Here is a 22,517-nt window from a genome sequence, read left to right on the forward strand (position 1 = left end):
TCGGCCGGTCACGCCGCCGGGGTGCCGTCCGCGCGCTGCGCCCCGGCGGGTTCGACGGCGGTCCTCGGCACCGGGGCGCGGTGGAACAGGCTCATCGCGCCGCCCACCACGAGGGTGAGGACCACGCCGATCGGCACCAGCCACTGGGCCGCGATCGCGGACGGCACGGTGTGGCCGGCCACCACGGCGTCGATCTTCACGCCGCGGACGAGGTAGGTCATCACCGCGATCGTCACCACGAAGGCCACGATCGAGTCGGCCTCGTTGGCCCGCCCGACCAGGCGGCCGAGGAGGAAGGCGCCGAGCAGCGCGCCGTAGGTGTAGCCGGCGATGGTGAGGCCGGTGAGGTAGACGTTGCCGGTGCTGCTGCTGAAGGCGCAGGCGAAGACCGCCATCAGCACGGCCCACACCAGCGTCATCACCCGGGCCAGTTCGAGCTGCGCCGCGTCGGAGGGCTTGCGGCGGAGGCAGCCGGTGAGGACGTCGGCGACGGTGGAGTTGGACATCGAGTTCAGCGCCGAGGACAGCGAGCCCATGGCCGCGCCCAGAATGCCGGCCACCAGCAGGCCGGAGACGCCGACCGGCAGGCCGTGCAGGATGAACTGCGGGTACAGGTTGTCCGAGCTCTTCAGGCCCAGGTCGGTGAAGCTCCGGTGGCCGTTGCGGACCCACAGCAGCGCGCCGACCAGGGAGAAGGCGGCGAACTGGACGGCGACGAAGACGCCGGAGCCGATCATGGCCCGGCGGCTGTCGCTCAGCGTCCTGGTGGCCAGGATGCGCTGGACGATCAGCTGGTCGGAGCCGTGGCTGGCCATCGCGAAGATCGCACCGCCGATGATCGCGGTCGGCAGGGCGAACGGGCTGGTGAGGATGTGGGCGGGGCCGAAGTCGGTGTCGAACAGCGTGAAGCGGCCGCCGTCGAGGGCCTCGCCGAAGCCGTGGCCGCCGACGTGGCCGGAGAGCACCGCGATGGCGAGCAGCGCACCGCCGAGGTACAGGAGCATCTGGACGGCGTCCGTCCAGATGACCGCCTTGATGCCGCCCACGTAGGTGTAGGCCACGGTGGCCACGGTCAGCACGACGATGACGACCTTGAAGTCGGTGTGCACGCCGAGCTCGTCCAGCAGCAGCTTGATCGGGATCGCGGAGGCGAAGAGGCGCACGCCCTCCGCGAGCAGCCGGGTGAGGACGAAGGCCGCCGAGGCGAGGCCCTGCAGCTTGGGGCCGAAGCGGTCGCCGAGGTACTGGTAGGCGCTGACGAAGCCGCCGCGCTTGTAGAGCGGGATGAGGACGGTCGCGACGGCGACGCGGCCGACGATGTAGCCGAGCGCCAGCTCGACGTTGCCGAAACCGGCTCCGGCGTAGGCGCCACCGGGGACGCTGATCACCGTCAGCACGCTGGTCTCGGTCGCCACGACGGAGAAGCAGACGGTCCACCAGGGCAGCCGTCCCTCGCCGACGAAGTACTCCTCGGCCGTCCGCTGCCGTCCGGACAGGCGCAGTCCGAGCCAGGCGATCGCGACCAGATAGCCGATGATCACCGCGAGGTCCAGATGACGCACGGGCTCACTCCTTCCTGGGCCGCCGGTGGGCGGCACCGCGGGACGGGCGCGGCCGGGCCGAACCGCGGGGCGCCGCTCGGACTCCTGCCCGCCCCGCGTCGGACGTACCCCCGAGCCCCCGGAGCGAGGGCGCGGCCGGCTCCCCTGGCGCCCGTAGGATCCCTGCGGAGTAGGCTGACCAGGTCAAATGATCTTCAGGAGAGCCCATGCCCGCCGCCCGGCCCCGCGTCCTGCTCGTCACCGACCTCGCCTACCAGGCCCGAGGCCGCCGCTACTGCGACGAGGACATCCGGCTCTCCGCCCGGCTGCGCGAGGACTTCGACGTCGCCCTGTGCCACCCGCTCGACGCCGCCGCGCTGATGGACGGCTTCGACGTGGTCCTGGTCCGCAACAGCGGCCCGGTGCTCGACTACCGCGCCGGGTACGAGGACTTCCGCCGCCGCGCGCTCGAACGCGGCACCCGGGTGTACACCCAGCTGACCGGGCGCGCCGACATGGCCGGCAAGCAGTACCTGCTGGACCTGAGCGCCGCCGGGTACCCCGTCATCCCGACCGTCGACCGGGCCGAGGACCTCGCGCGCCTGCCCGTCGTCCCCGCGTACGTCGTCAAGCCGAAGCTCGGCGCCGACTCGATCGGCCTGCGGATCGTCCCGCGCGACGAGCTCGGCGCCGTGGCCCACGACGGCGTGCTGGTCCAGCCGCTGATCCCCTTCGCTTACGAGGTCTCGTTCTACTTCGTCGACGACGCCTTCCAGTACGCCCTGTACGCCCCCGACCCCGAGCAGCGCTGGCGCCTCGAACCGTACGAACCGACCGCCGCCGACCTCGACTTCGCCCGGCGCTTCATCGCGTGGAACACCGTCGAGCACGGCATCCAGCGCGTCGACGCCTGCCGCACCCCCGAGGGCGAACTCCTCCTCGTCGAGCTGGAGGACCTCAACCCGTACCTCTCCCTCGACCTCGTCGACGAGGCCACGCAGGAACGGTTCCTCGCCGCCCTCAAGGCCTCCCTGCACGCCCTCGCTACCGGCTCCTGACCCCCCGGGCGGCCTCGGTCAGCACCGCGCCCAGCGGCAGGCCGACCCGGGCCTCGGCCAGCTCGTCCGCGCGGGTCGCGCCCTGGTTGACGATCACCACGGGCGTGCCCGCGCGGGCGGCGCGGCGCACGAAGCGCAGGCCCGACATGACCGTGAGCGAGGAGCCGAGGACCACCAACGCCTGGGCGGCGTCGACGAGTTCGAAGCAGCGCTGGACCCTGGGCCGGGGCACGCTCTCGCCGAAGAAGACCACGTCCGGCTTCAGGACGCCCCCGCAGGCCGCACAGGCCGCGACCCGGAAGCCGTCCACCAGCTCCGGCGGCAGCTCGGCGTCGCCGTCCGGGTTGAGCCGGGCCGACCCCGCCCGGAACCCGGCGTTCAGCGCGTCCAGCCGGCCGTCCAGCTCGGCGCGCGAGGTGGTGCGCCGGCAGGCCAGGCACACCACCCGGCGCAGCGCGCCGTGCAGCTCGACGGCCGTACGGGTGCCGGCCGCGCGGTGCAGGCCGTCCACGTTCTGGGTGATCACCGCCGCCACGTGGCCCGAGCGGCGCAGCTGCTCCACGGCGTGGTGCCCGGCGTTCGGCTCGGCCCGCGCGATGGTGCGCCAGCCGGCGTGGCTGCGCGCCCAGTACCGGCGGCGGGCCGCCTCGCTGCCGGTGAACTCCTGGTAGGTCATCGGCGTGCCGCGCCGGCGGCTGCCGGTCTCGCCCCGGTAGTCGGGGATGCCCGACTCGGTCGACAGCCCCGCGCCGCTGAGCACCACGACGCCCCGCCCGGCCAGCAGCCGCACCAGCGCCTCCAGGCCGGCCGCGTCGTCCGCCGAAGCGCGGGGGTTCGTCGCGGGCACGCCCATGCCGTTCAGCCTAGGACGCGGCGTGGGGTGAGCGCGAGCGCTCGTCAGCCCGTGACCTCGACCGTCACGTCGTAGGTCCGCTGCTCCGGCCCGCAGGCCAGGGCCTCGCCGCAGGTGGTGCGGGTGGCGGTGAGGTGGGCGGTGCCGGGCGTGCGGGCGGTGAAGGTGGTGGCGACGGTGCCGCAGCCGCCGCCGGGGCGGCAGGAGGGGGACGGCGAGGTGGCCGGGCCGGCGGCCGGGGCGAGGACGTCGGTGGCGGAGCTGGTGGCGCCGGACCAGTAGGTGCTGTGCAGCTCGACGGTGACCGTCGCGCCCGCGGCGACCTTCAGGGTGGTGCGGTCGGCGTGCTCGTCGGCGGTGACGGCGGCCGGCGTGGTCGCGGGGGCCGGCGCGGAGCCGGGGGCGGCCGTCGACGTACCGGTCGAGCCGCAGCCGGTCAGGGCCAGCGCCAGGCCCAGCAGGACGGAGGCGCAGGTCAGGGCGGGGGCGACGGGTCTTCTCAGGTTCACAGTGGTTCCCTAGTGCCGAGGTGTGAGCGGTGTCGATTCGACGCACCGGAGTCCGGTTCGGATCCCCCCCCCCCGGATGAGAAAACCGGATGAGAAAAAGGTGCACCGGGGCGGGCACGAGGCCCACCCCGGTGACTCAGGCGATGACGGTCGTCAGGAGACGGTCACGTCGTCGTAGTAGGTGTAGGTCGGGTCACCCGGGTAGTTGTCGTCGTGGTTGCTCAGGGTGAGCGTGTACGAGTGGCCCGGGGTGACGGTCGCGCTCTGGTTGGTCCAGGTCGCGCTGGCGGCGCAGGTCTTGGCGAGGACCGTGGTGGTCGTGCCGGTGGTGTTGTCCTTCAGCGTGGCGGTGGCCCAGTCGTAGGTGACGGTGTCCGGGCAGGTGTTGCTGTACCAGAAGGACACCTTGCTGGAGCCGGCCGGCGCGGTGAAGGTCTGGGCGAGCGAGGAGTCACCGGTCGGGTTGGTGGAACCGACCATGGCGCCGTAGCTGCCGCTGTGCGCGGCGGCGGAGGTGGCGGAGGTGGAGCCCGCGGCCGTCCAGCCGGTGGTGTTGCCGTTCTCGAAGCCGCCGTTGGTGACGGCGTTGCCGCCGCCCGAGGTGGAGGACTCGGTCCAGGTGAAGCTGGTGCTGCCGGCGGCGCCGGTGGTGTCGGTCGCGGTGACCGTCACGCTGGAGGTGGCGGCGGCGGTCGGCGTGCCGGAGATCAGGCCGGTCGAGGAGTTGATCGACAGGCCGGCGGGCAGGCCGGTGGCCGAGTAGGTCAGGGTCTGGCCGGAGGCCGAGTCGCTGGCGCTGATCTGCAGGCTCGCCGCGGTGCCGACCGTGCCGGTCTGGTTGCCCGGGTTGGTGACGGTCACGGTGTTGCCGTGGGTCAGGATGGTGTGCGAGATCGCGCAGGAGTTGGTGTCGTTCGACCAGCTGGCCTGCTCGGCGTAGGAGCCGAAGGAGCCGAACGAGATGTTCGCGGCGCCGCCGGTGCTGCCGGGCTTGATCCAGGCGCACTCGTCGGAGTTCTCCTGGCCGTTGTACGAGCTGCCGGTGACGTGGTTGGTCCAGCCGCCGGCCGGGTTCTGGTCGGACATCATCTCGTGCCACTCGTGGCCGAGGGTCATCGTCCAACCGTCCAGGGTGCCGGGCGAGTTGACGAAGCCGACGCCGCAGTTGGAGCCCTGGTCGATGTTGTACGGCTGGTTCGAGAACGCGATGTCGCCGTACGGCGAGCTGGCCGCGCCACCGGTGAGGGTGGTGTCGCCGTTCCAGTCGTGCCAGGCGCAGTACCCGGTGGTGGGGTTCTGGTAGTCGTCCGGGTTGGTGCCGTGCGGCGACAGGATGATGTAGTACGCGTCGCGGTTGGCGGCGGCCGTGGTGTTGCCGAAGTGGCCGGCGGCCTTGACGGCCTCCTGCGCCAGCTGGTTGCCGGAGGCCTGGGAGGGCGAGGCGGCCGCGTTGTCGTACCAGACGCCGGACAGCACGCCGCCGCTCTGGTACGGGATGAAGTTGGCGTTGGACGGGCAGCTGACGGCGCCGGAGGCGACGTTCGGGCCGTCGCACCACTGGGTCAGGTCGGCCGACCAGGTCTCGCCGTTGGTGCCGATGCCCTTGAACATCTGCTGGGTGGCACCGGCGGCGCCGGCCGAGTCGCCGGAGAACTTGGCGTTGCCGTTGGCGTCGGTGGTCTGGGTACCCCACTGGGTGCCGTAGAAGACCAGGTAGACCTTGGAGTGGCCGCTCTGCACGCCGATGCCGTCGACGCCGCCGCCGTAGGACAGCGTCTGCTGGCCGGTGGCCGCCGCCTGGTTGTGGGCGGCGAGCCACTGCTTGTAGTTCTCGTGCTGCTGCTTGCCCGGCACCGCGCCGTGGCGGTACGGGTGCCCGGCCTGCGGGTTCCAGGGGTTGAACTCGTTGGCCGTGCTGGCACTCGGGGTGCCGGGGATGTCCTGCGCGGCGGCAGGCCCGGCCGCGCCGGCGAGGCCGGCGGCGGCGAGCGCCAGGGACGCCATTCCGGTGAGCGTCGCGTACTTCGCACGCCGCAGTCTGCGGGAGTGACCCATGGTGAGGGTGCCTCTCTCGTATCCGATCGCCCGGGCGGCTGGGGGCCGGCGGACGATCCCTTTGTGGGGAAGGGCAGGCGGCGAATTCCGCCGGGCCGTCAATCCGGTCGTCGAGCCCGCACACCCGGAATTGACCACCCGTCGGTGGGGGCCGCCTGCTGGGCATGAAGGAAAGCAGAGCTGATGAACACCGGTCAACGGAAAAGGGTAAGGACTCATTAAGAACGGCATCCGGGCAGGTGAGGCACCGTGAAGTTCGCCTTGGACGTCCAAGTTGACGCGCGTAACCATTCACTGAATGCCAATGGATGATTGTCTTCGCATTCCTCCGGCCGGCGTTTCCGCAAACGCCCGATGAAACACCTGACAACGAACCGCAGCCGTCCGCGTCGGACCGTGATGGGCTATCTCACCGAGTTCGTCGGGCAGTTGCTCGCCGGCACCGGGAACCTCACGGTGGCCGTGAAGCTCTCCGCGGGGCGACGACGGAGTCGGGGTCCCGATCAGCCGCGGCCGAGGACGCGGTCGACGCTGATCTCGATGACCACCCGGTCCGGGTTCTCCCGGGGCGTGCGGTAGCGCTGCTCGTAGCGGCGCTCGGCGTCGGCGACCTGCTCGGGCTCGGCGCGGACCACCGCGACGCCCTCCAGGGTGGCCCAGCGCGCCCGGTCCACCTGGCAGACCGCCACCCGCAGGCCCTGCGCCCCGGCCAGGGCCACGTTGCGCGCCTTGCGGCTGGTGCGGCTGGTGATGACCCGGGCCGTGGCGGTCTCCGGGTCGAAGGTGACACCGACCGGCACCACGTGCGGCGAGCCGTCCGGGCGGGTGGTGGTCAGGGTGGAGATGTGCCGCTCGCGCCAGAAGGCGAGCATGGCGTCGTCGAGGTCGTGCGGGTCATGGGCCATGATCGGGATGCTACGGCCCCCGGGAGGTCACCGGACTCCCGGGGGCCGTGGTCGCGCCGATGCGGCGTCAGTGCCCGCGGGCGATCCACTCCGGCAGGGCCGGGGCCTCGGCGCCGATGGTGGTCGGGTCGCCGTGGCCGGTGCGCACCACCGTGTCGGCCGGGAGCGACAGCAGCCGCTCGCGGATCGACTCGATGATGGTCGGGAAGTGCGAGAAGGAGCGGCCGGTCGCGCCGGGCCCGCCGTGGAACAGGGTGTCGCCGGTGAAGACGGTGCCCAGGTCGGGCGCGTGGAGGCAGACCGCGCCGGGGGCGTGGCCCGGGGTGTGCAGCACGGTCAGCTCCGTGCCGGCGACCTCGATCCGCTGCCCGTCCGCGAGTTCGCCGTCCGGGAGCCGCTCGGGGTGGGTGAGCTTCCACAGCGGCAGGTCGTCCGGGTGCAGCAGGATCGGCGCGCCGGTGCGGGCGGCGAGGGCCGGGGCGGCGTCGATGTGGTCGTTGTGGGCGTGGGTGGAGACGATCGCGAGCAGCCGGCGGCCGCCGAGCGCGGCCTCGATGGCGTCGGCGTCGTGCGCGGCGTCGATCACCACCGCCTCGGTGTCGTCGCCGACGATCCAGACGTTGTTCTCCACCTCCCAGCTGCCGCCGTCGAGTTCGAAGGTCCCGGCGGTCACCAGCCGGTCGATCCGCGCGGCCATCAGAGGACCACCACCGAGCGGAGCACGTCGCCGTGGTGCATGCGCTCGAACGCCTGCTCCACGCCGTCGAGTTCGATGGTCTCGGTGACGAACGCGGCGAGGTCCAGGCGGCCCTGGAGGTGGAGGTCGATGAGCATCGGGAAGTCCCGCGAGGGCAGGCAGTCGCCGTACCAGGAGGACTTGAGCGCGCCGCCGCGGCCGAACACGTCGAGCAGCGGGAGCTCCAGGGTCATCTCCGGGGTCGGCACGCCGACCAGGACGACGGTGCCGGCCAGGTCGCGGGCGTAGAAGGCCTGCTGGTAGGTCTCGGGCCGGCCGACCGCCTCGACCACCACGTCCGCGCCGTTGCCGTCGGTCAGCGCGCGGATCGCCTCGACCGGGTCGGTGGTACGGGAGTTGACGGTGTGGGTGGCGCCGAGCCGGACCGCCGTCTCCAGCTTGCGGTCGTCGATGTCCACCGCGATGATCTTCGACGCGCCGGCCAGCCGGGAGCCCATCACGGCCGCGCCGCCGACGCCGCCGCAGCCGATCACGGCGACGGTGTCGCCGCGGCCGACGTTGCCGGTGTTGATCGCGGCGCCGAGGCCCGCCATCACGCCGCAGCCCAGCAGGCCGGCCACGGCCGGCTCGGCGGCCCCGTCGACCTTGGTGCACTGCCCGGCCGCGACCAGGGTCTTCTCGGCGAACGCGCCGATGCCCAGCGCCGGGGACAGCTCGGTGCCGTCCAGCAGCGTCATCTTCTGCTCGGCGTTGTGGGTGGCGAAGCAGTACTGCGGGCGACCGCGCTTGCAGGCGCGGCACTGGCCGCACACCGCGCGCCAGTTGAGGATCACGAAGTCGCCGGGCTCGACCTCGGTCACGCCCTCGCCGACCGCCTCCACGATGCCCGCGGCCTCGTGGCCGAGCAGGAAGGGGAACTCGTCGTTGATGCCGCCCTCGCGGTAGTGGAGGTCGGTGTGGCAGACGCCGCAAGCCTGAATCCGGACCACCGCCTCCCCCGGGCCGGGGTCCGGCACGACGATCGTGGTCACCTCCACGGGCGCGCCCTTGGCACGCGCGATGACTGCCTTGACCTGCTGGGGCATCCGATCCCACCTCCGTCCGCCGGTGCGGCTCCGCACCGGCCCGTCCTGCCGCGTTCGGGGGCGGCGCCGCGGCGCGTGCCGCGGAACCACCGACCACGAAGCGTAGCGCCCGGCTCCGCGCACGCCGCCGGGGCGACGGCGGTGATCCGGCCCACCGCACATGCCAGTGGCATGCGCCGCCGGTCACGGGGCGTCCGGTCCACGCCCGACCGGCCGCCCGCCGGCGCACCCCGGCGACGGCGGCGCACGGGCGGAGCCGAGCGCCCGTCACCGCTCCCGGACCACCCCGGACCACCCGCCGCCCTAGCCGGAACCGCCGCGTAAACCACCGCCGTTGGCTGGAACTGCCGCAGACGGGCGGCCCGCCGCCCACGTACGGTCGTCGTAGCGGAAGCGGTTCACCCGACCACGCTCAGCGCACCCGCCCCACCTGACGGCGCGCCATCGCGCGCCACCCGCGTCGGGGGACCACCGGGGACGCTCCGGGCACGTACCGACCGTACCCGCCCGCACGTTTCGCGCCACCACCCCGACGAACCACCCCTGCCCCGGCACTCACGCACCGACGCCCTGACGCACCCGCACCCCGACGCGCGCCACGCACCGCGCGCCCCGGCCCGCAGCGCCGCCCGTCCCCCGCACCATCCCGGTTCCCCCCGAGGGCCGCCCCCGCGGCCCACCGCCCTGGAGTCTGGAGTACGGATGTCCGCCGAGAACAGTGCGACCGGTGCCGGCCCCGGCACCGCCCCGCTCACCCCGCTGCACTGCCTGCGCGGCCTGGAGCCCGGCCCGCCCCGGCTCGCCGCGCTGATGACCGGTACCCCCGTCTGGCTGGTCAGCCGGCACGCCGACGTCCGGCAGGTGCTGACCGACCCCCGCCTCAACCGCGCCGCGCTGCACGCCCCGGGCGCGCCGCCGCTCAAGCTGACCCCGAACATCCTGGACGACCCGGAGAGCCTGCTGAACATCGACGGCGCCGAGCACCAGCGGCTGCGCCGCACCGTGCAGCGGGCGTTCACCCCCCGGGCCATCGCCCGCTGGCGGCCCTGGGTGGCCTCGGTGGTCGAGTCCCTGATCGACGAGCTGATCGACCGCGGCTCCCCGGCCGACATCGTCGCCGGCTACACCCGCCCGCTGCCGGTCGCCGTGATCAGCCGGCTGATGGGCCTGGACCACCTGGACGGCAAGAAGCTCGCGCACTGGAGCGACCACGCGTTCTCCACCACGGCCTTCACCGCCGAGGAGATCCGCACCGCGCTGCGGGACTTCACCGCGTTCGGCACCGAGGTGATCGCCGAACGCCGGGCCGCCCCCGGCGAGGACCTGGTCAGCAGCCTGCTCGCGGCCGCCGCCGAGGACGGCACGATCACCGAGCCGCAGCTGGTCGCGCTGGTCATCGGCCTGGTCGTGGCCGGCCACGAGACCACCATGACCAGCCTCGGCAACGCCCTGGTCTACCTGCTGGAGGACGGCCGGGACGCCTGGCGCCGGCTCGCCTCCGACGAGGCCAGCGCGGCCGCCGCGACCGAGCAGCTGCTGCGCGCCGTCCCGCTCGGCGACGCCGCGGACCACAACCCCGGGCTGCTGCGCCGCGCCGTCGAGGACGTGGAGATCGGCGGGGTGGCGATCCCGTCCGGCAGCGTGGTGGCCGCCGTCACCAACGCCGCCAACCACGACCCGGAGGTCTTCACCGGCGACCTCGTCACCGAGCTGTTCTCCCCGCCGACCGCCCCGCTGCTGACCTTCGGCGCCGGGCCGCACCACTGCCTGGGCGCCTGGCTGGCCCGGATGGAGCTGGAGCTCGCCCTGCACCGGCTGGCCCGCCGGCTGCCCGCGCTGCGACTGGACGAACCGGTCGCGGGCATCGACTGGCGGCGCGGCCTGGTGACGCGCAGCCCCAACTCCCTCCGGGTCGCCTGGTGACGGCCGTGCCGCGCCGCGCCGGCGCCCGGGCGGAGGAGCGGACGGCGACGGACCCCGGGACGGACCCCGGCGAGGCCGTGGTCGTCCGGGTCGACCGGGACCGCTGCATCGGCTCCGGGATGTGTGCGATCGGCGCGCCCGCCGCGCTGGCCCTCGGGCCGGACGGGCTGGCCCGGCCGCTGGCCGGATACGCGGCCGGCGGGGGCGAGTTGACGGCGGAGCTGGCCGAGGCGGTGGAGTTCTGCCCGGTCGAGGCGCTGGTCCTGCACTCGGCGCGCGGCGGCCACCGGATCGCCCCGGCGGAGTGACGCCGCGTCACGCGGGGGGCCGGGCGGACCGCCCGGCCCCCCGCCCGCATCCCTCGGGATCCATGAGCCGGGCTAATCGGTCCATGAGCGGATCGATCTTGTTCGCCCCTCCGGCCGGCTGATGGGCTGGGCGTATGCCGAACCAGGAAACCCTCGCGCCGCCGGCCCCCGCCCCCGCCACCCACCGCTGGGCCCCGGTGCTCGCCGTCGCCCTCGCCACCTTCACCGTGGTCTCCTCCGAGATGATGCCGGTGGGCCTGCTCACCCCGATGTCCGACACCCTCGGCGTCAGCGACGGCACCGCCGGACTCTCCCTCACCATCACCGGCCTGATCGCCGCCGTCCTCTCGCCCTTCACCCCGGCCCTGATCGGGCTGCGCGACCGCCGCACCGTCCTGGTCGCCTTCATGGCCGTCCTCGCCCTCGCCGACGCGCTCACCGCCCTCGCCCCGAGCTTCCCCGCCCTGGCGGCCGCCCGCGTCCTGCTCGGCGTGGCCATGGGCGTCGTCTGGGGCCTGGCCGCCGGGCTCGGCCCACGCCTCGCCGGGGGCCCGCGGATCGCGCTCGCCATGACGCTGATCTTCTCCGGCGTCTCGATCGCCTCCGTCGTCGGCGTCCCGCTCGGCACCTACCTGGCCGCCCTGGCCGGCTGGCGCGCCGCGTTCTGGGCGCTCGCCCTGCTCGGGGCCGTCTCCGCCGCCGTCCTGGCCGCCACCCTGCCCGCGCTGCCGGTGGGCGAGCGCGCCCGGGCCGGCGGGATGACGGGCGTGCTCGCCCACCGGGGTGTCGCCGCCGGGCTCGCGATCACCGCCCTCGTCGTGCTCGGCCACTTCACCGGCTACACCTACGTCCGCCCGGTGCTGGAGGACGACGCGGGCCTGGGCAGCACCGTCATCGCGAGCTGCCTGCTCGCGTACGGACTCGCCGGCGTCGCCGGGAACTTCACCCTCGGCCCGCTGGCCGGCCGCCGCCCGAAGACCGCCGTGCTCACCGCGCTCGCCGGCGTCACCCTGGCCGCCGGGCTGCTGCCCTCCGCCACCGGGAGCCCGGCCGCCGTAATGCTGGTCCTGGTCGTCTGGGGCGCCGCGTACGGCGGGGTGTCGGTCTCCACCCAGACCTGGGTCCGGACGGCCGACCCGGCCCGGATCGAGGCGTCGGCGGCGCTGTGGGCGGGCGTGTTCAACGCCAGCATCGGGCTGGGCTCGCTGGCCGGCGGGCTGGTCGTCGACCAGGCCGGCCACCGGGCCGTGCTGCTCACCGCGGCGCTCTGCACGGCCGGCGGGCTGCTGCTCGCCGCGCTCTCCCGGCCCCGGGCCCGCATCTCCTGACGGCCCACGCCTCCTGACGGCGCGCACCTCCTGACGGCCCGCACCTCCTGACGGCCCGGCCGTCCGCTCAGCCCGCGTACCGGACCAGCTGCTCGACGAAGCCGGCGGCCAGCCGGTGCGGCCGGCCCTCCCGCTGCACCACCAGCAGCGAGGAGGGCGGCAGGTCCGGCACCGGCAGGTAGCGGATGTCCGGCCGCTGCACGTACCGGGTGCTCCCCTCGCACAGCAGCAGCCCGCGGCGGGTGCTGGCCACCATCGTCAGGCCCTCCTGCACGGTGGCCGCACCCACCGGGTAGCTGAGCTCCCGGCCGGCCGCGGTGCGCCTCGGGGCGTTGGCCAGCCGCCAGTACGCGGGCGCCGGGCCGCGCGGCTCGATCAGCTCCGGCTCGACGTCGCCGTCACCGCGCCCCGCCGCGACCGCCAGGTAGACCGGCTGCCGGGAGAACTCCAGCAGCACCTCGAACCCCGGCTCCCGGCACGGCCCCAGCACGATCGCCAGGTCCAGCTCACCCCGGGCGAGGTGCGAGAACGGGTCCGCCCAGGGCAGCTCGACCAGCCGCACCGCCCCCTCCGGCAGCGCGGCGATGGCCCGCGCCACCGGCTCGTAGACGGCGCACTGGAACCCGATCCGCAGCGGGCTCTCCGCCGCCGCCACCCGGGCCCGGGTCGCGGCGTAGCCCGCCCGCAGCCGCTCGAAGGCCGGCACCACCTGCTCGGCGAGCCCGCGCCCCAGCTCCGTCAACTCGACCCGGCGGCTGGTTCGTTCGAACACCGGGGCGCCGATCCGCCGCTCCAGCCGCTTGATCAGCTGGGAGACCCGGCCCTGGGAGAGGCCCAGCAGCTCGGCCGTCCGCCCGAAGTGCAGCTGGTGGACGAGCACCGAGAAGGCCTCCAGCTCCTGCAGGGGCAGCTCCGGCAGCAGGGGGCTCGGCGTCGTCGGTTCCACCTCGGCAGTCTACGGCCGCGCCCAGCGCAGGGCGGCGCGCAGCTCGGAGGCCGGATCGCCCTCGTGGTACGGGCGCTCGCTGCCCTCGATGTGGTCCAGGAACTCCTGGTACCGCAGCGCGTACGCCAGGTGGTACAGCGGTCGCGCCAGCGCCAGGGCCCGCTCCGGCTCGGCCCCGGGCACGTGCGCGCGCCAGGCCGCCGCCCACACCCCGGCGCAGTGGTGCCGGGCCTCCGGGCCGAGGAAGGCACCGGCCCGCAGCCCGTCCAGCGCCGGGTGGCCGAGGCAGGCGTCGGCGAAGTCGACCAGGACGGCCGGGCGGCCCGGCCCGGCCCGCCAGTTGCCGGGGTGGAAGTCGCCGTGCAGCAGCGTCTCCGGCAGCCCGCAGTCCGCCAACCGGCCGATCAGCCCGGGCAGTTCACCGACCAGCTCGGCCACCCCGGCGCGCTCCTCGCCGGTCAGGTCGGTCTCGTCGGGCAGCCGGTCGAGCAGCGCCTCCAGCTGTGCGAGCAGCGCCCGGGGCCTCCGGTCGCGCAGCCCGGCGGCGGCCGCCCGTCCGTCCGCCGCCAGCGCCGCCTGCGCGGCCACCAGCCGCGGCACGGTCCGCTCCACGGTCGCGGCGGACGGGCCCCAGCAGTCCTCGCCCGGCACGTGCTCCAGCAGCAGCCGCCCGGCCGCCGGATCGGCCCCGACCACCCGCGGCACGAGCGTGGGGTCGACGCCGCCGAGCAGCGCGATCACCTCGCCCTCCGCCGCGTTGAAGGCCGGCGTGATGGTCTTCAGCCAGGCGTCCGCGCCCTCGGCGGCGGGCAGCCGGAACAGCCCGGAGAGGTTCCAGGTGCGCACCTGCCGTATCCGCCGGACCGGCCCGGCGGGCGCCCCCAGCCGCTCCCCCGCCCACTCCAGCGCCGCCCGCAGCCCGTCCGCGTCCGCCCAGGCGGCCCGCCGCGCGGCCGGGCCGAGCAGCGCGGCCGTCGCGCCGTCCGCCGCCCGGGGGGCCGTGCGCGGCGGCTCCATCAGCTCGGCGTGGTAGCGCACCCGACCGCCGAACGCCCCGCCGTCCGCGCCCTCGCCGTCCAGCAGTCGCAGCACCAGCAGCGGCGCCCCGAGCGCCGCGGCGGCCGCGGCCGTCACCCCGCCGACCTCCTGCCACCACCCGCCGGCCACCTCGAAGGGCCCGGCCTGCCCGAAGTAGTCACCCCGGTACGTCAGCTCGACGGTCACGCTCCGGCTGTCGCTTCGCTCCATCCCGGCAGCTTCGCGTACCGACTCTCCGGCCGCGACCGCTTTTCCGCGCCGCGGGCTACTCCGCGGCGTAGTCCGCCCACGAGCGGCGGCCGGCGGCGTACTCGAAGACCCCCCGGAAGGTCGGGAAGAACGCCAGGTCGCCGTTGCCGAACCAGAGGAACCGCCCCGGGCCGGCCCCGGCCGGGATCATCAGGACGGCCACGGCGCCGTCCGGCTCCACCGAGACCGGCACGAGCGGCACGTCCGGTGCGAGCCCGAAGTCGACGCAGAGCTCGCCCTGCATCATCGCGACGAACCGGCGGCCGGCCTGCGGCGGGCGGCCGCCGGCCCAGTCCTGCCAGCCGTACACCGGCATCGAGCGGTCGAAGTTGGCCATGCCGTCGCCCTGGCGCAGGAATTCGGCGTACGTCGGCTCCAGCGCCTGCCCCGCCCAGCCTTCGAGCTCGGCGACCTGCTCCGGTGTCGCGGGCGGGCGCAGGCCCGGCGCGGGCGACATCCAGTCGGGGTCGGGATCGGCGAGGTGCTCGCGCGTCCGCTGCTCCACGACCTCGCGCACCCAGTCGCTCAGCACCGTTGTCCCGCCCCTCTGCTCGTCGCCCTGACCGTGATCATTGTCCGGCAGGCGCCGGCACCGGTCCGGCCTGGGCGAGCAGCCCGTCGAGGAGGGCGCGCAGGCCGGTGGGGTAGGTGTCCTCGGCGGTCAGCTCGGCCCATCGGGCGCCGAGCCGGGCGAGGCGGGGCAGGTCGGCCGGGTCGAGCGCGGCGAAGACCTGCTCGCGGTAGGTGGCCCGGTCGGAGTCGGCGCGGCGGCGGGCGGCGGTGGCCCGGACGACGATCTCGCCGGCGGTGTAGTACCAGAGCGAGCGGTAGCCGTGGACGGCCTGTTCGGGGGTCAGGCCGCAGGCGATCAGGCCGTCGACGACCTGTTCGACGTACCAGAGCGCCGAAGTGGCCATCAGGTCGTCGGCGGTCAGCACCTCGACGATCCAGGGGCAGTCGGCGAGCGCCCGGTGGATGGCCCCGGTGGCGGCGAGCACGCGCTCGCGGGGGTCGGCGGGCAGCTCGCGCCGCTGGAGGGTGCGCCCGGCGTAGTCGTCGAGCAGCAGGACGAGCAGTTCCTCCTTGTTGCGGACGTGGTGGTAGAGCGCCATCGGCGTGCTGCCGATCTCGGCGGCCAGCCGGCGCATGGTGAGCCGGTCGACGCCCTCCGCGTCGACGAGCCGGCGGGCGGTGTCGACGACCTCCTGGCGGGAGAAGCGGGGCGGGCGGCCGACGGTCTTGCGCGGGGCGGGCGGTTGCGACATGCCCCCATCCTCCCCCAGGCCCGCGGGGCCCGCGGCCGCCGGGTGTCGACAGCCGCGGCCCGCTGCGCTAGTTTCTTTACGCGTACAGAAACTGCTTTCTCCGAGAGGTTGCACACCATGACGACGACCGCCCCCATCGACCTGTTCGCCTCCGCCCTGCAGTTCCGCGCGGACGGCGCCGTCCGCGCCGCCGAGCGGCGGATGGCCGCCGGCGACCCCGGCACCTGGCAGATCGCCACCTTCCACGTGGAGAACGACGCCGACGTCCACGGCGACCACTGGGAGCAGCACCCCGGCGCGGACGAGGCGGTCTGCTGCCTCTCCGGCGCGCTGCGCCTCTACCTGCGCCCCACCGAGCCGGGCGGGGTGGAGGAGGAGTTCCCGCTGGGGCCGGGCAGCGCCGTGGTGGTGCCGCGCGGCCGCTGGCACCGGCTGGAGGTCGACGCCCCCGGCGACCTGATGTCCGTCACCCTGCGCGAGGGCACCCGGCTGGAGCGGCGCACGGACGCGTCCTGAACACCCCGGCCCGAAACGCACGGTGGCCCGGCGGCACCCACGCCGCCGGGCCACCGGCCGTCCTTCCCCGCCCGTCTACGGGATCGCCACCGCCGTGCCCGAGACCCGCACCCGCGCGTCGTCCACGCGCAGTTCCACCCGCAGCACGCCCGGGCGGCCCAGGTCCGCGCCCTGGTGGAGGGTCAGCACGGCCGGGGCCGTCACCGCGCCGCGCTCGCGCAGGTACGCGCCGAAGGCGGCCGCGGCGGCGCCGGTGGCCGGGTCCTCGACCACGCCGCCGACCGGGAACGGGTCGCGGACGTGGAACACCTCCGGCCCCTCCCGCCAGGCGAGTTGCAGGGTGGTCAGGTCGCGGGCCCGCATGTAGGCGGCGAGGCCGTCGAAGTCGTAGTCGAGCCGGGCCAGCCGCTCCCGGGTGCCCACCGCGAGCACCAGGTGCCGGGCACCCGCGTAGGCGATCCGCGGCGGCAGGGCCGGGTCCAGGTCCTCGGCCGACCAGCCGAGCAGCCCGAGCGCCCGCGCGACGTCCGGCGCCGACACCTCCTCGACGTGCGGCTCGACGCTGGTGAGCGTGGCGCGCAGCAGCCCGTCCGCGCCCCGGTCGACCTCGACCGGCACCGCCCCGGCCGCCGTGCCGAACACGTACCGCCCGGGGCCCACCCGCTCGGCCAGCGCGACGGCGGACGCCACCGTCGCGTGCCCGCAGAACGGCACCTCGGCGAGCGGGCTGAAGTACCGTACGCGGTAGGCGCCTTCGCCCTCCCCGGCGGTCAGGAAGGCGGTCTCGGAGTAGCCGAGTCCGGCGGCGACGGCGAGCATCCGCTCGGCGGTCAGGCCGCGCGCGTCGAGCACCACCCCGGCCGGGTTGCCGCCCTCCGGGCGGTCGGCGAAGGCGGTGTAGCGCAGGATCTCGGGGGCGTGGTCATCGCTCATGCCCGGGCCAACACCCCTGCGGCTCCCGCTGTTCCCGCCGGGCGGAGGACGCGGGACGGGCCCTACCCGGAGCGCGTAGACAATCCGTCAACGCGCTCGTCCACCGGATGTCCACGCCCCTGCGCGACAGTCCTCGTCGTGAGCCGGCGACAGGTCGGCGAAGCAGCTCCGAGAGAAGAGGACGGACCACTCATGAGGAATCCCGTGCGCAAGCGCCACGTGTGGGGCGCGCTGGCGGCCGCCGCGATCGCCGTCGCGGCCATGCCGGGGACGGCGAACGCCGACACCAGCAGCACCGTCAGCGTCAGCAACGGCGTGGTCAACAAGTGCCTGGACATCCCCGGCAGCAACAACGCCAACGGCACCCCGGTGCAGATCTACTCCTGCAACGGCTCGGGCGCCCAGTGGTGGACCTCGACCGCCGAGCCGAACGGGGTCGGCGTCTCCCTGTCCGCGCTGAACAAGTGTCTGGACGTCTCCGGGGGCGGCACGGCGGACGGCACCAAGGTCCAGGTGTGGGACTGCAACGGCAGCGAGGCCCAGCGCTGGGTCCGCTACGAGGGCAACGTCCTGATCAACCCGCAGTCCAACAAGTGCCTGGACGTCACCAACGGCAACTTCGTGGACGGCCAGCAGCTGCAGCTCTGGACCTGCAACTACACGGTGTCCCAGCAGTGGACGTTCTCCCCGCCGCGCATCCCGCTCGGCGGCTGACGCCCACCGAACGCCGAACGCGAGCGGCCCGCCACCCCTGTGCGGGCCGCTCCTCGCGTTCCCGGCCCGGAACCGCACGCCGGGTCAGCGCAGCACCGCCTCCAGGAAGTCCGAGCCGAGCCGGGCGCTGCCCGCGAGGTCGAGCTGGTAGAGCATGTACCGCCCGCGCCGCTCCGTGGTCAGCAGCCCGGCCTTCCGCAGCACCGCCAGGTGCCGGGACACCTCGGGGGAGCTGAGCTGCCAGGCGGCGGCGAGTTCGCCGGTGGTGTGCGGGCCGCGGGCGATCGTCCGGGCGAGGCGCAGCCGGACCGGGTGCGCGAGGGCCTCCAGCCGCTGCTGGACCACGGCGAGCGAGACGGGCTCGGCAGTGCCGGCCTCGGCGACGGGGTACTGCAGGACGGGCCGCCAGCCGTGGGCGTTCACGGAGAGCAGGTGCGGGCGGCCGAAGACGGTGGGGATGAAGGTGACGCCTCCGGCGGCGGTGCCGCTGGTGGTGCTGTCCTGGAGCTTGTCGATGACGATCCGCCGCCGCTCGCCGTCCTGGTCGAGGCTGACGGACGGCGAGAGGTCGTCGATCGCCCCGGCGAGGCCCCGGTGGGCGAGCAGGTCGATCTTGCGGCGGGCGTCGGCGGCGAGGTCGGGCAGGACGCGCCGCCAGGCGTCGGCGAAGAACGCGGACTCGCAGTCCTCCAGCATCCTGCGCACCAGGGCCCGGACGGTGGGCGGGTCGGCGAGCAGCCGGTCCGCGAAGGCGGCCTGCCGGGGGCCGCGCGCCAGCGCGAGGTCCCGGGCCCGCTCGTTGGCGGCCCGGTCGGCGAGCGGGGAGACCAGCGGGGCCCCGAACCGGGAGGAGCCGCAGGTGGTGACGAGGGCGCCGGCGACGTACGGCTCGTCGTCGATCCGGTCGATGGCGTCGAGCTCCTCGGCCAGGGTGGCGCCGGGATGGCCGGGGACGAGGAAGTCGGCGCGGGAGGAGCGCCAGAGGAAGTCGGCCTCCAGCAGCCGCTCGGACAGCTCGGGCGATATCGCGGCGGTGGTGCTGCTCGCCCAGCCCTGCAGGGCCGGGTGGTGCGCGGGCTCGGCGAGCACGTGCAGCATGGCGTTCAGCTCGGCCAGCGGCGACGGGGCGAAGAGCAGCCGGTCCTCGGGCAGACCGGTGATGTCGATGATCACACTCACGTTCCCGATCCTGCCATCCCCCGATCGCGCCCCCGCCGTCGATTGACGCGAACCGTCAATCGACGTGCCAGGCGCCCCCGTCAGGGCGGACCGTACCGGCCATGAGCCTGATCCAGGAGAAGTCCGTCCACGACCACGCCGCCGTCCGCACCGGCCAGCCGCCCGCCCCGCCGATCGGCACCGGCCGCGGCGGCCCGTCCGCCCTGCTGAGCCTGATCACCGCCGCCGGCGGCCCCCGGTACGCGGTGGCGCTCGCCGTGGACGCGATCGGCGGCGGCCTGCTGCGCCCGTTCCTGCTGCTGTACGGCGTCCAGGTGCTGCACCTGCACGCCGGGTCGGTCGGGCTGGCGCTGTCGGCCGGGATGGCCACCGGTCTGCTGACCCTGCCGCTGACCGGCCGCTGGATCGACCGCGGCGCCCGCACCCTCCCCGCCGCCGTCACCCTGCTGCTGCGCGCGGCCGGCGCGCTCACCCTGCTGACGGCTCACGGGCCGGCGCTGTTCACCGCCGCGGCCGTGCTGTTCGGCGTCGGCAGCCAGTCCTGGCCGACCACCCACGCCGCCGTGGTGAGCACCCTCACCGAGGGACGGCTGCGGGACGCGGCGCTCGCCGCCGGACGGGCGCTGCGCAACGCGGGCCTCGGCGCGGGCGCCCTGCTGGCGACCGTCGCGGCGGTCGGCGGCCCGGGCGCTTTCCGGTGGCTGGCCGGAGTGACGGGCACCGCCTGCCTGGTGGCCGCCGCGCTGGTCGGTTCGCTGCGGGTCCGAGCGCCGCAGCAGGTGATCGAGCGGGCGCGCGAAGCCGGGGCGGCGGGCGAGCCGCTGCGCCGGATCAGTCTGCTGAGCCTGGCGAACCTGCCGTACGCCTTCTGCTTCGACGTGCTGGAGGTGGCGCTGCCCGCGCTGCTGGTGCTGCACCTGCACGTCTCGGCGGCCTGGTCCTCGGGGGTGTTCGTGGGCAACACGGTGCTGGTGATCGCGCTGCAGCTGGCGCTGGTGCTCCGGCTGGCGAAGCGGCCCCGGCGGGCGGTGCTGGCGGCCGCGGGGGCGGCGCTGAGCGTCTCGTACCTGGGCTTCTGGGCGGCGGGCTCGCTGGGCGGCACGGCGGGTGCGGCGGGCGTCGCGGCGGTGGCCGTGCTGTACACGCTGGGCGAGATCCTCTACACCGGTTCGGGGACGGCCCTGGTCAGCGCCTCCGCCCCGCCGCACCTGCTCGGGCGGGCGCTGGCCCGCTGGGAGCTGTCCAGCGGGGTGGGCCGGGCGGCGGCTCCGGCGGTGCTGACGGCGCTGCTGGCCGCCGGCCCCGGGCTGCTGTGGGGCGCGCTGGCGGTGACCACGGCGGTCGGGGCGCTGGCGGTGCTGCGGCTGGGACCGGCGGAGTAGCGGGTGTCCCGGGCGGTGCGATGATCATCCGCATGGCCCTGACCCCGTACCAGCAGCAGATCCACGACCGTGTCGTCGCCGCCACCGAGGTGACGGGCCCGCCGACCCCCTGGCGCCCGGTCGGCCGGGGCCTGATCCCGGTCGGCGGGCTGCTCGGCATCGGCTTCGCCGTCCACCCCGACACCGGGCACGACCTGGTGCTGACCGTCTCCAGCAGCGGGCACGGCCTGTTCGACGCGGTCACGGGCGAGAAGCTGGAGCGCGAGTACGACCCCGAGGAGGACCCGGACGGCCCGGACCTCTCCTGCCCGGGCATCGGGCCGGTCGCGGACGTCCGGATCCCGGTGGCCGGGCTGTGGGGCGGCGGCCTGCACAGCGGCGCGGACGGCTGGCACGTCGAGGTGATCTCCCCGGAGTGGCCGCACCACCGCGTCCTGCTGACCTCCGGCGCCTGGACCGGCGCGCCGGGCACCGACCTGTACCACGTCTTCCACTCCTCCTGGTCGACCTTCCGCGCGGCCGGCTTCTCCCCCACCGGCCGGACCCTCGCCGTCGCCACCAGCAGCGACCTCACGCTCTGGACCCGCGCGTAGCCCTTCCGGATGCGGCCCCCGCCGCCAGCACCGATGCTGGCGGCGAGGCGTGCCGAACCCAGGAAGGACCGAAGATCCGATGAGTGCCCTCGACTTCGAGATCGTCGACAGCCCGGACAGCTCGCTCAACAAGACCTCCGTCCTGGTCACCGGCCCGAACGACGCGCTGCTGGTGGACGCCGGTTTCACCCGCTCCGACGGCCGGCGGCTGGTCGAGCGGGTGCGCGCCACCGGCCGCCGGCTGACCACCGTCTTCGTCAGCCACGGCGACCCGGACTTCTACTTCGGCGCCCAGGAGGTCCAGGACGCCTTCCCGCAGGCCCGGTTCCTGGCCACGGCCGCGACCGTGGAGCACATCCAGGAGACGTACGAGGCGAAGCTGCGCGCCTGGTCGCACCTCGGCCCGGAGCTGCCCACCCGCCTGGTACGGCCGGAGGTGCTGCACGGCGACGAGATCGTCTTCGAGGGCCACCGGTTCGAGCTGCGCGGCGCCGACTTCCACCTGCCCGACCGGCACTACCTGTGGCAGCACCACCACGCGGCGGTGCTCGGCGGGGTGCTGCTCTTCCAGGGCCTGCACGTGTGGACCGCCGACACCCCGACCGAGGCCCAACGGGCCGCCTGGATCGACCTGTTGGACGGCATCGAGGCCCTGCAGCCACTGTGGGTGGCGGCCGGCCACCGCACCGCCGACGCGCCCACCGACCTGACCGCCGTCCACCAGACCCGGGACTACCTGCGCGCCTTCGAGACCGAGATCGGCCGGGCCCCGGACGCGGCCGCCGCCAAGGAGGCGCTGGAGCGGCGCTACCCCGACCACGGCCTGCGGATCGCCGTCGACCTCGGCACCAAGGTCGCCAAGGGCGAGCTGGCCTGGGGGTGAGCGCGCGATGATCGAGATCCCCCGGGACGTCGCCGCCTTCGCCGAGTCCCCCGCCCCCGCCGACGTGGTGCGCCGCCAGTACCTGGCCTCGGCCCGGGGCGACCTGGCCGCCCTGCGCGCCACCCTCGCCGACGACGTCGAGTGGACGGAGATGGCGGGCTTCCCGCTGGCCGGCACCTACCGCACCCCGAAGGGCGTCACCGCGAACGTGATGGAACGGCTGGCCGCCGAGTGGGAGAACTGGACGGCGCACGACGACACCTACGTGACGGACGGCGAGCAGGTGGTGGTCCTGGCCCGCTACACGGCCGTGCACAGGGCCACCCGCAAACCGCTCGCCGTCCGGGTCGCCCACCACTTCACGGTGCGCGGCGGCCGGATCGTCCGCTTCGAGCAGTTCACCGACACCGCGCTGGTCCGGGACGCGATGACGCCCTGACCGCGCCGATCCCCTCGTTCACCCGATGGGGCGAGCCTCGTGCGGCGCGCCCGACGCGGTCTCGACACACCCCTCGGACAGCGGCAGGCTGACCCCTGAATCTTCAACGGAGAGCAAG

Annotated in this window: 23 protein-coding genes; 10 read left to right on the forward strand and 13 right to left on the reverse strand. The window is 74.8% G+C overall.

Annotation, left to right across the window (positions count from 1 at the left end; translation table 11 throughout):
* Positions 1-8: 8 nt before the first annotated feature.
* Positions 9-1,562 carry a sodium:solute symporter gene (locus tag ACPC54_RS28115; protein ID WP_498968719.1) on the reverse strand — a complete coding sequence of 518 codons (1,554 nt, stop codon included), beginning with the start codon at positions 1,560-1,562 and terminating at the stop codon, positions 9-11.
* 206 nt (positions 1,563-1,768) lie between these two features.
* Here ACPC54_RS28115 and ACPC54_RS28120 point away from each other — a divergent pair, with 206 nt between their 5' ends.
* Positions 1,769-2,599 (forward strand): ATP-grasp domain-containing protein, encoded by an 831-nt coding sequence (locus tag ACPC54_RS28120; RefSeq protein WP_498968721.1) that lies wholly within the window; start codon positions 1,769-1,771, stop codon positions 2,597-2,599.
* Here the strand turns inward: ACPC54_RS28120 and ACPC54_RS28125 are convergent.
* From ACPC54_RS28125 to ACPC54_RS28150, 6 genes are all read right to left on the reverse strand, one after another.
* Positions 2,586-3,452, reverse strand: coding sequence for an NAD-dependent protein deacetylase (locus ACPC54_RS28125; RefSeq protein WP_498968723.1), 867 nt, complete (start codon positions 3,450-3,452; stop codon positions 2,586-2,588). The genes ACPC54_RS28120 and ACPC54_RS28125 overlap by 14 nt on opposite strands.
* Before the next feature lie 44 nt (positions 3,453-3,496).
* Entirely contained in the window at positions 3,497-3,961 is a 465-nt protein-coding gene (locus ACPC54_RS28130) for a hypothetical protein (protein WP_498968725.1), read from the reverse strand.
* Positions 3,962-4,114: 153 nt separating this feature from the next.
* Positions 4,115-5,965: a putative Ig domain-containing protein gene (locus ACPC54_RS28135; protein ID WP_498968726.1), complete on the reverse strand. Its 1,851-nt coding sequence runs from the start codon at positions 5,963-5,965 to the stop codon at positions 4,115-4,117.
* 554 nt (positions 5,966-6,519) lie between these two features.
* Positions 6,520-6,921, reverse strand: coding sequence for a pyridoxamine 5'-phosphate oxidase family protein (locus ACPC54_RS28140; protein WP_498968727.1), 402 nt, complete (start codon positions 6,919-6,921; stop codon positions 6,520-6,522).
* Between the two features lie 67 nt (positions 6,922-6,988).
* Positions 6,989-7,618, reverse strand: coding sequence for an MBL fold metallo-hydrolase (locus ACPC54_RS28145; RefSeq protein WP_498968729.1), 630 nt, complete (start codon positions 7,616-7,618; stop codon positions 6,989-6,991).
* Positions 7,618-8,703, reverse strand: a complete 1,086-nt coding sequence (locus tag ACPC54_RS28150; protein ID WP_498968730.1) for an S-(hydroxymethyl)mycothiol dehydrogenase — start codon at positions 8,701-8,703, stop codon at positions 7,618-7,620. The genes ACPC54_RS28145 and ACPC54_RS28150 overlap by 1 nt, the downstream gene beginning before the upstream one ends.
* A 702-nt stretch (positions 8,704-9,405) precedes the next feature.
* Between ACPC54_RS28150 and ACPC54_RS28155 the strand changes: the two genes are divergently transcribed.
* The 3 genes from ACPC54_RS28155 to ACPC54_RS28165 all read left to right on the forward strand — a co-directional run bounded on the left by ACPC54_RS28155 (position 9,406) and on the right by ACPC54_RS28165 (position 12,262).
* Entirely contained in the window at positions 9,406-10,626 is a 1,221-nt protein-coding gene (locus ACPC54_RS28155; protein ID WP_498968732.1) for a cytochrome P450, read from the forward strand.
* A complete protein-coding gene (locus tag ACPC54_RS28160) occupies positions 10,623-10,934 on the forward strand; it encodes a ferredoxin (RefSeq protein WP_498968734.1) in 312 nt (103 codons plus the stop codon). The genes ACPC54_RS28155 and ACPC54_RS28160 overlap by 4 nt, the downstream gene beginning before the upstream one ends.
* 134 nt (positions 10,935-11,068) lie before the next feature.
* The gene (locus ACPC54_RS28165; RefSeq protein ID WP_498968735.1) at positions 11,069-12,262 is read left to right on the forward strand and encodes an MFS transporter; all 1,194 of its coding nucleotides are present in this window, start codon (positions 11,069-11,071) and stop codon (positions 12,260-12,262) included.
* Between the two features lie 67 nt (positions 12,263-12,329).
* Here the strand turns inward: ACPC54_RS28165 and ACPC54_RS28170 are convergent, their stop codons facing one another.
* Genes ACPC54_RS28170 through ACPC54_RS28185 form a run of 4 tightly spaced genes read right to left on the reverse strand, consistent with a single transcriptional unit; the run spans position 12,330 to position 15,760 of the window.
* Positions 12,330-13,208: a LysR family transcriptional regulator gene (locus ACPC54_RS28170; RefSeq protein WP_498968736.1), complete on the reverse strand. Its 879-nt coding sequence runs from the start codon at positions 13,206-13,208 to the stop codon at positions 12,330-12,332.
* 9 nt (positions 13,209-13,217) lie between these two features.
* Positions 13,218-14,456, reverse strand: coding sequence for a phosphotransferase (locus ACPC54_RS28175; protein ID WP_498968737.1), 1,239 nt, complete (start codon positions 14,454-14,456; stop codon positions 13,218-13,220).
* Positions 14,457-14,511: 55 nt separating this feature from the next.
* The gene (locus tag ACPC54_RS28180) at positions 14,512-15,027 is read right to left on the reverse strand and encodes a hypothetical protein (RefSeq protein ID WP_498968739.1); all 516 of its coding nucleotides are present in this window, start codon (positions 15,025-15,027) and stop codon (positions 14,512-14,514) included.
* A 37-nt stretch (positions 15,028-15,064) separates the two neighbouring features.
* A complete protein-coding gene (locus ACPC54_RS28185) occupies positions 15,065-15,760 on the reverse strand; it encodes a TetR/AcrR family transcriptional regulator (RefSeq protein WP_498968741.1) in 696 nt (231 codons plus the stop codon).
* Between the two features lie 117 nt (positions 15,761-15,877).
* Between ACPC54_RS28185 and ACPC54_RS28190 the strand changes: the two genes are divergently transcribed.
* Positions 15,878-16,276, forward strand: a complete 399-nt coding sequence (locus ACPC54_RS28190; protein WP_498968743.1) for a cupin domain-containing protein — start codon at positions 15,878-15,880, stop codon at positions 16,274-16,276.
* A gap of 75 nt (positions 16,277-16,351) precedes the next feature.
* On the opposite strand, the gene ACPC54_RS28195 is transcribed toward ACPC54_RS28190, so the two are convergent.
* Positions 16,352-17,209 carry a PhzF family phenazine biosynthesis protein gene (locus ACPC54_RS28195; RefSeq protein WP_498968745.1) on the reverse strand — a complete coding sequence of 286 codons (858 nt, stop codon included), beginning with the start codon at positions 17,207-17,209 and terminating at the stop codon, positions 16,352-16,354.
* 192 nt (positions 17,210-17,401) lie between these two features.
* On the opposite strand from ACPC54_RS28195, the gene ACPC54_RS28200 reads away from it, so the two are divergent.
* The gene (locus ACPC54_RS28200; RefSeq protein ID WP_498968747.1) at positions 17,402-17,923 is read left to right on the forward strand and encodes a ricin-type beta-trefoil lectin domain protein; all 522 of its coding nucleotides are present in this window, start codon (positions 17,402-17,404) and stop codon (positions 17,921-17,923) included.
* A gap of 84 nt (positions 17,924-18,007) precedes the next feature.
* Here the strand turns inward: ACPC54_RS28200 and ACPC54_RS28205 are convergent, their stop codons facing one another.
* Positions 18,008-19,102, reverse strand: a complete 1,095-nt coding sequence (locus tag ACPC54_RS28205) for a DUF5937 family protein (RefSeq protein ID WP_498968749.1) — start codon at positions 19,100-19,102, stop codon at positions 18,008-18,010.
* A gap of 101 nt (positions 19,103-19,203) precedes the next feature.
* Between ACPC54_RS28205 and ACPC54_RS28210 the strand changes: the two genes are divergently transcribed.
* From ACPC54_RS28210 to ACPC54_RS28225, 4 genes are all read left to right on the forward strand, one after another.
* Entirely contained in the window at positions 19,204-20,484 is a 1,281-nt protein-coding gene (locus ACPC54_RS28210) for an MFS transporter (protein ID WP_498968750.1), read from the forward strand.
* Between the two features lie 32 nt (positions 20,485-20,516).
* Positions 20,517-21,077, forward strand: coding sequence for a hypothetical protein (locus ACPC54_RS28215; protein WP_498968752.1), 561 nt, complete (start codon positions 20,517-20,519; stop codon positions 21,075-21,077).
* Between the two features lie 79 nt (positions 21,078-21,156).
* A complete protein-coding gene (locus ACPC54_RS28220) occupies positions 21,157-21,960 on the forward strand; it encodes an MBL fold metallo-hydrolase (protein ID WP_498968753.1) in 804 nt (267 codons plus the stop codon).
* 7 nt (positions 21,961-21,967) lie between these two features.
* The gene (locus ACPC54_RS28225; RefSeq protein ID WP_498968755.1) at positions 21,968-22,399 is read left to right on the forward strand and encodes a nuclear transport factor 2 family protein; all 432 of its coding nucleotides are present in this window, start codon (positions 21,968-21,970) and stop codon (positions 22,397-22,399) included.
* Positions 22,400-22,517: the final 118 nt, after the last annotated feature.

The organism is Kitasatospora sp. NPDC094028 (assembly GCF_049543595.1).
Taxonomy (GTDB): domain Bacteria; phylum Actinomycetota; class Actinomycetes; order Streptomycetales; family Streptomycetaceae; genus Kitasatospora.